Here is a 13,135-nt window from a genome sequence, read left to right as displayed (position 1 = left end):
TTACTTTATTTTAAGTATGAATGATTCTAAAGGTTTTATATCAATACGAACTTGGGCTTTACCGTCTTCAACTTTTAAAGTTGAAGTATAATTCTTGTACAACTGGTCTTCAACTTCATAATTCCCATCTTTCAACTCTAATTTTGAGACCAAATCTTCTGGTAATTGCAATTCAAAACCATAATTGTTTTCGGTATTAAAGTTTGAAATTATGATTAGTTTTTCATCTTCACTCCAACGTGCAAAACTCAATACTTTATCATTATACCATTCTGTATGTTGTTGGTTGTAATGTTGTAAATCTTGATAGTCTCCCATTAAAGCATCACTGGTAATCGTGAAGTTTAATAAGCGCTTGTAAAAGTCTCTCAAGTTTTTTTCTTCTTCGGTAGATTGGCCACCATCAAACTGTTTGTTGTTTACCCAACGCACAACGCTTGGCACGCTTCCATAATCGAAAATTGAGGTTCTTGTTGGGTCGCCAAAACCTAAATCTTCCTCAGCTTTTTCACCAAATTCCTGACCAAAATATACCATTGTTGGCGATGTGCTTATAGTTGCTGAAATGACCATTGCTGGCTTTCCTTTTTCGGCATTACCAGCAAAATCTGGACTCGCAATACGCTGCTCATCGTGATTTTCTAAAAAGTGAAGCATGTGGTGCTCAATATCTTTTAAATCTTCTTGAATTGGAGGAATGTTATACGTACTGCCGTGACCTTGCATTATGTGTTTTAAGGTATCGTACAATTGCACCTTATCGTACAGATAATCCATTTTTCCTTTTTTGATGTAATCTCTGTACAAATGTGGTTGATAAACCTCAGCTAATAGAAATGCATCAGGATTCTGCATCTTGATGTGCGAATTCATATAACTCCAAAATTCCACAGGTACCATTTCTGCCATATCAAATCGGAAACCATCCACGCCTTTGGCTGTCCAATACAAGGCTATATCTTTGAACTTTACCCAAGAACTTGGTACTGTTTTGTCTTTCCAGAAGTTATAATGTGCTTTGTAATCTTCGTTATCGAAACCTTCTGGTAACTCATCAAAATCCTTTTTACCTTCTGGATTGATTCCGTAGTTAACCTTAACGGTTTCGTACCAATCATTCATATTTGGCTTTGATGCTCTTGAGCCATTACCTGTCCATTTTGCTGGAACTTCTTCAAACTTACCATCGGCTTCTGGATGATTTTCTCCTCCTAAAGGTTGGTAACCATTCTCCCAACTAGGCACTTCAAAAGTTTCACCTGGATTGTAATAAAAGTTATTATTAACTGCGTAAGTCAAGGTTTTATCATCTTCTGCACCAAAATCTGTTGTACCTTCAGGATTGGTTAGACTTTGATAATTACGCGCCACATGATTTGGTACAATATCAATTATGACTTTTAAACCTGCATTGTGCGAACGCTCAATTAAGGCTTCAAACTCTTGTAATCTGTTCTCTACATTTTCTGCCAAATCAGGATTTACGTTATAATAATCCTTAACTGCATAAGGCGAACCTGCACGACCTTTAACTACATCAGGATCATCATTTGAAATGCCATATTTTGTGTAATCTGTAATAACATCATGATGTGGCACACCTGTGTACCAAATATGTGTCACTCCTAAATCCTTGATTTCAGAAAGAGCTTTCTCTGTAAAGTCGTTGAATTTACCAACTCCATTTTCTTCTAAAGTTCCCCAAGGTTTGTTGTTGGTATTGGTATTTCCGAATAAACGTGTAAACACTTGATATACTACTTCTTTCTTTTTCATTACTGATTTAGTTTCTTCAGTTTTTAAAGTTTGTTTTGGTTCGTTTTTGCAACTAAAAACAAGCGATACAAGTAAAATTAAAGCAATTATATATTTTGGTCGCATTTTATTTACCAAGTTTTATTTTGATTTTTCTATCCTCTGTAACCTCAAGTTTAGAGTCACGTCTATTCAAAGTTATGGTTAGTGTTTTGTTTTTATCATTAAAATAAAATCCTCTTCTTTTACCATTAACTCTCACCCTTTTCGGATTGCTATTTATATTATGAACCAGTATAATAATTCTGGTTGTTTGTGTTTTATAATTTTCCCCAAAATCTGTTTTAAAATCAATGTGTAACCAATCCCCTTTGAACTGACTAGAAAACTCCATAATTTCATATTCTTCTTCATCAAAAGCATTTCTTGTTTTGCCATCATCAAAGTAAAATGTGCTCTTATTTTCAAGAACACTTTTATCGTGGTAATAATTCACTAAAATCCAATCAGATGTATTCTTTGATGTATTTAAAGGCTCAGTGGTAGGTATGAATGCACCTGCTCGCACATAAGTAGGGATAGACTTCTCTTTTAAAGAAACTTTACTTTTTTGACCTCCTTCAATTCTTTCTCCTGTGTAAAAGTCAAACCAAATATTGTCCTTTGGAAAGTAGACTTCTTGCTCTTTTTTACCTGCTTCTAAAACTGGTGAGACTAGAATATCTTTTCCCCATAAATAGGTTTTTGTATAATTGAATAACTCAGGATTGTTTGGTTCTTCAAATAAAAGTGGTCGCATTAAAGGCTTGCCTGTTGTATGATTCTCATACATTAAGTTATAATTGTATGACAACAATTTGTAACGTAATTCAATAGCTTCTTTGGCCAAAGCCTTGGCTTTTTCACTTCTAAAAACAGGTTCACTTGGCACATCTTCTTGTGCGTGTGGTCTAAAAATGGGATTGAAAACTCCATACTGCAACCAACGCACATACAATTCGTCATCTAAATTTGCACCTGCAAAACCACCTAAATCACTATGCATATAGGCCAATCCTTGCATTCCCATTTGAAGCGCAATTTCTGGCTGACTTTGCAATCCTCCCCAAGTTCGGTTAACATCACCAGACCATGGTACCATTCCATAGCGTTGGCTACCAGAATAACCAGCGCGCATTAAAATAAATGGTCTTGTATTTGGAAAATCGCGTTGGTAACCTTCGTGGATTAAACGTGCCCAATCGTGACCGTAAATATTATGCACTTCGGAAGCCGAACCTGTATGATGTTGTACCCAATCTGGATGCACTTCTGGCTCACCTAAATCTCCCCAAACACCAGCCACACCTTTGTTGGCTAAATCTTTATAAATGTTCCAAAACCATTGTTCCCCTTCTGGCTTATAGATATCGATAAGTCCTGTGTTTCCAAAGTAAAAATCATACCTAGCATTATTGCCTACAGAATCTTTCGCTAATACGTTTTTGGCAACTGCTTCATCCCATTTTTTTGACGTAGTCAACACAAAAGGCTCTGTAATTGTTATGGTTTTTACACCTTTATCATTGAGACGCTTTACCATGCCTTCAAAATCTGGAAATGAATCTCTAAAGACTTCCAAATTTCCCATGGTACCTTGTATATCTTTTCCGAACCAGTACAAGTCTAAAATAATAGCATCTACAGGAATTTTTTCTTCTTTGAATTTTGAAATCGTGTTTTCAACTTCTTCTTGTGAGTGATACCCAAATCGGCTTGAAAAATTACCCAAAGCCCAACGTGGTAACATGGGTTGCTTTCCTGTGAGGTTTGTATAATTATTCAGCATATCGTACCACGATTCTCCTACGATAATTTGATAAGTTTTACGTCCTGAAACGGTTTCGTAAGTTAAGGTGTTATCGCCTTTGCTATCTAAATCCAAGTATCCTATTGGTGCATTATCGAAGTGAATCATATATTGATTAGACGACAATACAATTGGCATTGTGAAATTCATTAATTCGCTATGCGTTTCGTAACCATAATGCGCTCTATTGAATAACGGCAAACGATATCCTCTGCGATTCATACCCAAAGCTCTTGCTCCACCTCCGTATAATACTTCATCTTTAGCAAGATTGAATTCTATTTTTTCGGTGGAATCGGCAACAATGTTGCCTTTTACCATATCCATTGGCTCGTGCTTACTTTTGTAGTAACCGCGTTTTTCTGAAGTGATGAATTTGTCTTTGTAGTAATATGAGATTTGGAAAGGGGATTTTGTAACCGTAACATATAATCCGCTTGTTTTTAGTAAAACATCGTTTGTACGTTCGTTAAATTCAACATGTATTTTTTCAGGATTAGAAATAACCACATGTGACTTTAAATCAATATTTTCTTCTGAAGGAACAAATGTAGTTTCTATAATTTCAGAAGAATATGGTATGATGCTGTAGTAACCATCGTTGACATTTATGTTTAACTGACCTCCATCAAATGAAGCACTTTGAAAGATTCTACCTGTGTTTTGTGCAGTAATTGAAACAGTGACTAATAAAATTGATATATATAAAATTATGTGTTTCATGTTATTTAATACCTTACCGTGTTGGATTTATGACTTCAATTAAAAAACTCATAGTTATATTAAACATATGAGATTCACACTTTCTTAAATTTTAATAGAATCATTGCTTTCTTTTTCCATTAAAAAAAGAATAGGAACGTAAACTCTTAGATTCCAAGAATTTTCTGAATGATCCGCATAATCAAAAAATTTGTTCAAAGAATCAAAATCACTATATCCTTTCATTTTTAAAATTTCATCAACTCTTGGTGCGTATTGTGGATAATGTTCATCCAAAGTTTTGTTACCGTAATCAAAATACAATTTGTGCTGTCCTGCTTGTGGTAAATTGGCTTCCATATACTTAAAAATCGCATCTGGATACGGATTATTGTCCATTGGCATTGCACCAACCCAATGCGTGGATATACAGGCTGCACCACCAAACACTTCTGGATATTCACTAATGGCATACATAGACATTAAACCTCCCATACTAGAACCCATTACAAAAGTGTGTTCTTGGTCTGTATACACTGAATACGTGCTATCTATTACAGGTTTTAATTCTTCAACAAGAAATTTTAAATAATCATCCCCATTTAAATCCAATACATTGATAAAATTCTTTTTTGCTCTTATAATCAACTCCTCTTTCCTATCTATCGGTAAATTTTCAAAAGCTTTTTCTGGAAATAAATCCTGCCAACGAATGTCAGCAATGTTGTAAATACCAACTACTATAAAATCCTCAACTCTGTCATCTTCTTTTAACTGTGTTGCCCATTCATCTACCTTCCATTCTTGCTTATTCCAAGTCGTGGTACTATCAAACAACATTTGTCCATCGTGCATATACAAAACGTTGTATTTTTTATCTTTGGAATAGTCTTCTGGCAACCAAACATCAACTGATCTTGGTTTAATGTATTCTGATGGAAAATCTTCTACTCGCAACAATTTCCCTGCTGCTAGTTTGGCATCTTCAACTGTTTTGAATTCAATTATTGACTTCTCAATAGTTTCTGATTCTGAAGTTTCTTGTTTTGTATTTTCATTTTTACAGGAAAACACTAACAAACAAATAAAACCTAATGTGAATATTCTTTTCATATCTCAGTTTAAACACCCCTAAAGTCCCCTCAAGGGGACAATAATGACTGATTATTTAATTTTAGTTGTATAGATGTAACTTCCTTTCTTGTTAAGCTTTATACTATCTTCCCAAGATAAAGTCTCTCCTGTGATGATGTTTTTTAAGGTTTTGCCTTTCAATCCCATTTCTTCGTGATACTTTAAATCAATTTCAATAGGCTCATCATTTTTATTCATAATATGAACCACTGTCTCGTCTCCATTGGTACGGTATAAAAAGTAAGTCCCTTGAAAAGGTGCAAAATGCTTTGTCTTGCCTTTGTGAATAGCTTCACTAGTTTTTCTGTAATTTAAAACGGTCTTTAAAAAGGATTGCATTTCTTTTTGGTCTGATGTCAAACCTTCACCTGTAAATGCATTTACAGTATCGCCTTGCCAACCTCCTGGGAAATCTGTACGGATTAATCCATGGTCTCCAGGCTTATCAAAATCGTCCATTAAGATTTCTGTTCCGTAATAAATTTGAGGAATTCTAGGCAACATCAACAGGTAGCTTAATGCCATTTTGGTATTTGTAGCATCACCTTTGAGCTGTGTAAAAATTCGACTCATATCATGATTATCTGGAAAAGCCATAATTTTATCAGGTGCTGTATAAGCAAAATCATTTGATAAACCTTCATATATCTTTACCAAACCATTGTTCCAACTTTCATCTTCATTTAAAGCCTCAACTAATTTTGCTTGCATTGCAAAATCCATTGACGATGTTAAATTAGAATCATAGCCATCTTTGTTGACATGTCCTTCTTGCCAATACGCAATTAGCAACGGATTTAAACTCCACTCTTCACCAACGATACTGAAGTTTGGATATTCGGTCATAATGGCGCCTGCCCAATCGCTCATGAAACCCTTGTCTGGATATGGATAAGTATCTTGTCTAATGCCGTCCAAACCTAAAACTTCTACCCACCAAATACTATTCTGAATTATGTACTTGGCCATAAATGGGTTTTTCTGATTTAAATCTGGCATACTTGGCACAAACCAACCTTGTGACATGCCTTCGTAATCTGCTTCGGAAGCATAAGGATCTTGATTTGTAGTACGTCTATGATTAGACATTAAAGTTGTCTCTCTGTTCCAATTATCTTTATTTTCCTCGTAATGCTCTTGGTAATTTATCCAATCTTTAAATGGTAAATCCTTCATCCACCAATGTTCTAATCCACAGTGGTTAGCCACTTGGTCCATAATAAGTTTCATATCTCTATTATGAAGTTGGTTGGCTAATTCCTTGTACTCATTTAAAGTTCCGAAACGAGGGTCTACTTTATAAAAATCGGTCATTGCATAACCGTGATATGAACCACTTGGCATATCGTTGATTAAAACTGGACAAGGCCAAACAGCAGTAAAGCCCATCTCATCAATATAATCTAAATGCTCTGTAATGCCCTGAATGTCGCCACCGTGACGCTTATAACCATCTGTTCTATCAATCCCTTGTTGCAGTAAACCTTCAACCTCATCGTTATCTGGATTGGCATTTGCAAAACGATCTGGTGTAATAAGATAAATAGCATCAGAACTATTGAAACCTACATAATCTTCAGCAGATTTTTCTCTGGCTTTTAACTCGTAGGTTTGCGTTAATTCGGTGCCACCTTCCTCTTTAAAAACAATATTGAATTTACCTGGCTTTACACCTTCAGCGATTTCTAAATCTAAAAATAGATAGTTTGGACTATCGGCTTTATGAACTTCTTTAAGTGTGATTCCAGATTTTGAAATTTCGACTTTTGTATTTCCAATATTTGGATGTTTAACCAAAAGTTGAAGCGATTTGTTTTTGAAGCCTGTCCACCAAAATGGCGGTTCAATCTTATCAATGTCATTCGCTTCAACTATTGCTTTGTCTTCAGTTTCAGTCGTGGTAGAATCTGCCTTTTCTTTACAAGACCACATTAAAACGATTGAAAAAAATGTTATAACTAATGATAGTTTCTTCATAATTAATGGATTTAATGTTCTTGTAAAACTCAGGAACTTAAACTGTCACTAAGTTGTTTGGTGAAATGGTTACGTTTTCACCATTAACTATTATTTGTAAATCTTGGTCTCCATCAACTTCAAAGTGTGTTTTACCTTGATTAACGATAACTCTTAAGATTTGATGTCTAAAATTCACTTTGAATGAATAACCTTCCCATTGCTCAGGAATGCGAGGTTCAAAGGTTAGCATATTATCCTTAATACGCATACCACCAAAACCTTCTACAATACTCATCCAGGTACCAGCCATTGAGGTAATATGAAGTCCTTCGTGTACTTCGTGGTTGTAGTCGTCTAAGTCTAAACGCGATGTTCTTAAATAGAACGTGTACGCTTGTTCCATTCGGTCTAACTTCGCTGCTTGGATACTGTGTACACAAGGTGACAACGAACTTTCGTGAACCGTAAATGGTTCATAAAAATCGAAATGACGTTCTAATTCTTCAGTTGTAAAATGGTCTTCAAAGAAATAGAACCCTTGTAATGTATCTGCTTGTTTGATATATGGCGAACGTAAGATTCTATCCCAAGACCACTTTTGGTTAATTGGTCGTTGTGATTTGTCTAAATCTGCCACAGTGATTAATTCCTTATCCAAGAAACCATCTTGCTGCAAGTAAACATTGTGTTCTTCAGAATGTGGAAAGTACATATTATTTGCTACTTCTAACCACTCCGAAACCTCAGCTTTAGATAATTTAGCCTTATTCATAATACGTGTATAATCTGTATTATAATCCGCTTCAACCTTATCTATACATTCTGCAGCATACTTAATACACCACTGCGCAATGTAGTTGGTGTACCAGTTATTATTGATGTTGTTTTCGTACTCGTTTGGACCCGTTACACCAAGGATTACATACTTATTTCTGTATGTTGAGAATGTAGCACGTTGGTGCCAGAATCTTGCGATACCAATCAATACTTCAAGTCCCATTTCTGGAACATAACTAAAGTCGCCTGTATAACGGAAATAGTTGTAAATAGCAAACGCTATAGCACCATTTCTGTGGATTTCTTCAAAAGTGATTTCCCACTCGTTATGGCATTCTTCACCATTCATTGTTACCATTGGATATAAAGCTGCACCATTTTTGAAGCCTAATTTTTCGGCATTTTCAATGGCTTTTTCCAAGTGCTTATATCTGTAGGTTAATAACATTCTTGCAACGCTTTGATCTTTGGTTGCCATATAGAATGGAATACAATACGCTTCAGTATCCCAATAGGTACTACCACCATATTTTTCGCCTGTAAATCCTTTTGGACCTATGTTTAATTGTGGGTCTGTTCCTAAATAAGTTTGGTTTAAATGATAGATATTGAATCGAATACCTTGCTGTGCTTTTAAATCACCATCTATAGTGATATCTGCCATATCCCAAATTTTAGCCCAAGCTTCTTTTTGAGATTCTAACAAGTTTGAAAATCCAGCTTTGACAGCTGTGTCTAAAACTGAACTTGCTGCATTGATTAATTGGTCTTTATCGTGATTTCTATCAACTGTGTAACCACCAAATTTATGGATAGCAACGGTCTCGCCTTGCTTCGCTTCTTGTGTATACGTAAAAGCTATTTTGTTTGAAGATTTATCAACTGTTGCATTTGCATCAACTGAAGTTCCATTAAGAAAAATTCGAGATTCCATAAACGTACAGGTATGGAATTCTGTTTTCATTGTTTTGGCTTTGATGAATGCTTTTTCACCTTCTTGAACCACATCTTGAGTATCCCAAAACTGATCGTCCCAGTTGGTATCTTCATTTGTAATGCCACTATCTAAATACGGTTGAAATGTTACCTTAACATGTGCATTTAGTGGTTTTACCTCATAATTTATTGCACCAACTTCATCTTCTGTAAGACTTAAAAAACGCTTCACATTAACTTCAACTTCTACATCATTTGGGAGTGTTGCTGTAAAACTTCTAGATAGCCAACCTTCTTTCATATTAAGTTCACGCTTAAAGTTTTCAACCCTTTTACATGTATGAAGGTCTAAGGTTTCGTTATTAATCATAACGTTAATGCCTATCCAGCTTGGCGCATTTAACACCTTAGCAAAATACTCTGGATAGCCATTTTTCCACCAACCAACTCTGGTTTTGTCTGGATAATAAACACCAGCAATATAACTCCCTTGAAATGTTGGACCTGAATATCTTTCTTCAAAATTGGCACGCTGTCCCATTGCACCATTTCCTAAGCTAAAGATACTTTCTGAAGCTTTAACTTTATTTGGGTCAAATCCTTCTTCGATGATTGACCAAGCGTTAGGTACGATATAATCTAAGTTCATTTATTTCTTATTTTGAGCCAAGAACAAAGGCTTATTTTTTATTCGTTTATCAATTTTTCTATGAATTCTTCTGAGATCTCAGTAAAATCCTTGAATACATAATCGGCATGTCCCAATACGTCTTCACTTCCGATACCAATAGAAATCATATTGGCTACATTAGCCGCTTCTACACCAGCCACTGAATCTTCAAAAACGATGCAGTTTTTAGGATCTATCTCTAATAGTTTTGCTGCTATCAAAAACACTTCTGGATCTGGCTTTGCTTTTGTAACATCGTTGCCGTCTACAATAGCATCAAACTGTTCCTTAAGATGGACTCGTTCTAAAATAGTTCTGGCGTTTTTACTCGCTGAACCTAGAGATATAGGTTGATTATTTTCACTTAAGAAATTGAGTACTTTTGGTACATCTGGAAGAATTTCGGATTCATCCATTTTAGCAATATGGCTTAAGTAATCTTCATTTTTCTTAGCCATTTGCTGATTAAAATCTTTTTCTGAAAGGGTTTTATTTCCCCAAGCTAAAATCTTTTCGAGCGATTTTACTCGGCTAACTCCTTTTAGTTGTTCGTTTTCTTCTTCTGTGAAATCTATACCTAAATCGTTAGCGAGTTTTTTCCAAGCTAGGAAATGGTATTTTGCAGTGTCTACAATGACACCATCTAGATCGAATATGAATCCTTTTTTATTCATTTAATTATATTGAATTAATCTCTAGTTTATCATCTATTCTTAAGGACAGTAATGCCGCCACTATAAAACCTACTCCACTAACAACTATTGCAAATATTGCCTGGTCATTATAGGCGTACTTAACTAAAGGACCACCAATTATTCCATTAATTATTTGAGGTATTACAATAAAGAAGTTAAATATACCTATATACACACCCATCTTTTTAGGAGGTATTGAACCTGCCAACATTGCATAAGGCATAGAAAGAATACTAGCCCAAGCTACACCTATCAATATCATAGGAAGAATTAATCCATACTCAGTAGATGTGAAATAAATCATTAACAAACCTATTCCGCCTACAAATAAGCAGAAAGCATGAGTTTTTTTTCTTGTAATCTTTTTAGCGATACTTGGCAACAAGAAAGCTACTATGGCAGAAATACCATTATATATTCCAAATAAGATACCTACCCAGTTACCAGCTTCTTGATATTGCTCACTACTAGAATCGCTAGCAGGAAGCCCATAAACATGTTGAGCAATAGCCGGAACGGCAAAAACCCACATACCAAAAAGTGCAAACCAAGAAAAAAACTGAACCCAGCTCAATTGACGCATGGTTTTAGGCATTTTTCTGAAGTCTTCAAAAATATCTGTAAGCTTTGCTTTAGGCTGCTCACCCTCAATTTTTACAGACTCTCCTTCCAAATTTTCACTTTTTTCAAATTCAGCCAATTCCTCAGGCGAATACTCTTTAGTTGTAAAAATTGTTACTAAAATAGAACCTATAAGTACAACTGCACCTATAATAAATGACCACAATAAACTTTCTGGAACTGTTCCCTCTGACGAAGTCTTTTCAAAACCAAACCAATTGGTAAGCATCCAAGGTAACCAAGACCCAATTACAGCTCCAATACCTATTAGCGCTGTTTGAATACTAAAACCTTTTGTGGTTTGCTCATCTGAAAGATTATCTGCCACTAAAGCTCTAAAAGGCTCCATAGCAATGTTAAATGATGCATCCATTATCATTAGCATACCTGCACCAACCCATAAAGCTGGTAGTATTGCAATCATAAAGTCTGCTTGAGGAATAAGAATCATCCCGATAGATGCTAAAACAGCACCTAAAAGAAAAAATGGTTTTCTGCGACCAAACTTAGTCCAAGTATTATCACTATAGTGACCAATTATTGGCTGTACAATTAACCCCATAATGGGAGCTATTAGCCAAAACCATGACAACTCATGGACATCGGCACCAAAAATCTGTAAAATTCTACTTGCATTTGCATTTTGCAGAGCAAAACCCATTTGAATTCCAAGAAACCCGAAACTCATGTTCCAAATTTCCCAGAAACCGAGAATGCGCTTTTTCATAATAGTATGTTATTAATTTATACTATTCTGACAAGCTATGCTTATCAAAACTTATAAGAGAAGTGAAAATATAAGTTTTGAATTATCGGTTCAAAGATACGTATTATTTTAAATTGGCAATGTTAAATTGTTATTTAGTAGATTCTCGTTCAATTAAATCAGTAGCAATCACCACGGTTTGAAACTGCTCTTCCTCTTCATTAAAATCATTTTCAATTTTATCAATAAGAAGATGAGCTGCTTTTTCTCCCATCTGCTGTGCATGTTGGCTAACTGTAGTTAAACTAGGTGTAGAATGTTTAGAAAGCACACCATCTGTAAAGCCAATCACCTGAACATCATTAGGTACATTAAGCCCCATTTTTCTGGCAACTTTCATAGCTGATAAAGCGTAGAGTTCATTCACCGCAAAAACACCATCTATTTTTTCATTTGATTTGAATAATTGCTCTATTTCAGATTCCAACTTTTCAAGATGCACTTCATAATCCATGGTATCATCCATCTTTAAAATCAACTCGGCTTCAGGTGTTATTTTATGTTCTTGCAGCGCTTCCAAATAACCTTGAGTCCTTAATTTACCGACACTTACGTAATCTCTAGTTGTTATCAGCGCAATAGACTTGCAATTGTTTTCTATTAATTTTTCAACAGCATTTTTAGCACCATTAAAATCATCTACAATAACTTTATCACATTTTATATCCGAAACCACCCTATCAAACATTACAATTGGCATACCTTGACTCATGGTTTCATTAAAATGGTGGTAATCTTGTTGCTGTAATGTTTCTTTGGACATGGAAAGAATAAATCCATCTATACTACCATTTGCCAGCATTTCCATATTAATAACCTCTTTAGAAAACGACTCGTTAGACAAACCAATAATTACATTATAACCTCTACTATTAGCCACTAACTCCACACCTCTAATCACCTTAGAAAAAAAGTGATGCACTATTTCAGGGATGATAATGCCTATGGTATTGGTCTTTCTGTTTTTGAGACTTAACGCAATGTTGTTAGGCCTATAATTGTAGAGCTTTGCAAAAGCTTGAACTTTTTGCTTTGTATCTAAACTGATTTCCTCACTATTTCGCAACGCTTTGGATACTGTAGAGATAGAAACATCTAATTCTTTAGCTATTTGTTTTAGGGTTATTTTTCTTTTCATTTACGAAAAATTGTAGTGTATTTAAGTAACGAAGATACGGCAAAAATGATTTTCTCATATTTTCAACTTCATAATTTTAGTGCAGTATAATTGACAATATCCTATTTTTTCGCTATTTTATGCTAAATGTCAA

The 13,135-nt window shown here is 35.0% G+C and carries 8 protein-coding genes; all 8 read right to left on the bottom strand.

What is annotated here, in order from left to right:
• The 8 genes from AC2H4K_RS10400 to AC2H4K_RS10365 all read right to left on the bottom strand — a co-directional run bounded on the left by AC2H4K_RS10400 (position 1) and on the right by AC2H4K_RS10365 (position 13,002).
• Positions 1-1,881, bottom strand: a complete 1,881-nt coding sequence (locus AC2H4K_RS10400; protein WP_281138977.1) for an alpha-amylase family glycosyl hydrolase — start codon at positions 1,879-1,881, stop codon at positions 1-3.
• A 1-nt stretch (position 1,882) separates the two neighbouring features.
• Positions 1,883-4,327: a TIM-barrel domain-containing protein gene (locus AC2H4K_RS10395; RefSeq protein ID WP_281138978.1), complete on the bottom strand. Its 2,445-nt coding sequence runs from the start codon at positions 4,325-4,327 to the stop codon at positions 1,883-1,885.
• An 84-nt stretch (positions 4,328-4,411) separates the two neighbouring features.
• The gene (locus AC2H4K_RS10390) at positions 4,412-5,419 is read right to left on the bottom strand and encodes an alpha/beta hydrolase (RefSeq protein ID WP_281138979.1); all 1,008 of its coding nucleotides are present in this window, start codon (positions 5,417-5,419) and stop codon (positions 4,412-4,414) included.
• Between the two features lie 51 nt (positions 5,420-5,470).
• Positions 5,471-7,417 carry a glycoside hydrolase family 13 protein gene (locus AC2H4K_RS10385; protein WP_493742386.1) on the bottom strand — a complete coding sequence of 649 codons (1,947 nt, stop codon included), beginning with the start codon at positions 7,415-7,417 and terminating at the stop codon, positions 5,471-5,473.
• Positions 7,418-7,454: 37 nt separating this feature from the next.
• Complete coding sequence (locus tag AC2H4K_RS10380) at positions 7,455-9,761, bottom strand: glycoside hydrolase family 65 protein (RefSeq protein WP_281138981.1); 2,307 nt, start codon at positions 9,759-9,761, stop codon at positions 7,455-7,457.
• 38 nt (positions 9,762-9,799) lie between these two features.
• Positions 9,800-10,456 carry a beta-phosphoglucomutase gene (gene pgmB / locus AC2H4K_RS10375; protein WP_281138982.1) on the bottom strand — a complete coding sequence of 219 codons (657 nt, stop codon included), beginning with the start codon at positions 10,454-10,456 and terminating at the stop codon, positions 9,800-9,802.
• 4 nt (positions 10,457-10,460) lie between these two features.
• Positions 10,461-11,825, bottom strand: coding sequence for an MFS transporter (locus AC2H4K_RS10370; protein WP_281138983.1), 1,365 nt, complete (start codon positions 11,823-11,825; stop codon positions 10,461-10,463).
• A gap of 130 nt (positions 11,826-11,955) precedes the next feature.
• Positions 11,956-13,002, bottom strand: coding sequence for a LacI family DNA-binding transcriptional regulator (locus AC2H4K_RS10365; protein WP_281138984.1), 1,047 nt, complete (start codon positions 13,000-13,002; stop codon positions 11,956-11,958).
• Positions 13,003-13,135: the final 133 nt, after the last annotated feature.

The sequence above is a fragment of the Winogradskyella sp. 266wxhm genome (genome assembly GCF_058964685.1).
This window is presented reverse-complemented; position numbering and strand designations above follow the sequence as displayed.

Excerpts from the sequence above, each read along its gene's own strand:
- AC2H4K_RS10400 (WP_281138977.1), bottom strand. The coding sequence starts at position 1,881 with ATGCGACCAAAATATATAATTGCTTTAATTTTACTTGTATCGCTTGTT.
- AC2H4K_RS10395 (WP_281138978.1), bottom strand. The coding sequence starts at position 4,327 with ATGAAACACATAATTTTATATATATCAATTTTATTAGTCACTGTTTCA.
- AC2H4K_RS10390 (WP_281138979.1), bottom strand. The coding sequence starts at position 5,419 with ATGAAAAGAATATTCACATTAGGTTTTATTTGTTTGTTAGTGTTTTCC.
- AC2H4K_RS10385 (WP_493742386.1), bottom strand. The coding sequence starts at position 7,417 with ATGAAGAAACTATCATTAGTTATAACATTTTTTTCAATCGTTTTAATG.
- AC2H4K_RS10380 (WP_281138981.1), bottom strand. The coding sequence starts at position 9,761 with ATGAACTTAGATTATATCGTACCTAACGCTTGGTCAATCATCGAAGAA.
- pgmB (WP_281138982.1), bottom strand. The coding sequence starts at position 10,456 with ATGAATAAAAAAGGATTCATATTCGATCTAGATGGTGTCATTGTAGAC.
- AC2H4K_RS10370 (WP_281138983.1), bottom strand. The coding sequence starts at position 11,825 with ATGAAAAAGCGCATTCTCGGTTTCTGGGAAATTTGGAACATGAGTTTC.
- AC2H4K_RS10365 (WP_281138984.1), bottom strand. The coding sequence starts at position 13,002 with ATGAAAAGAAAAATAACCCTAAAACAAATAGCTAAAGAATTAGATGTT.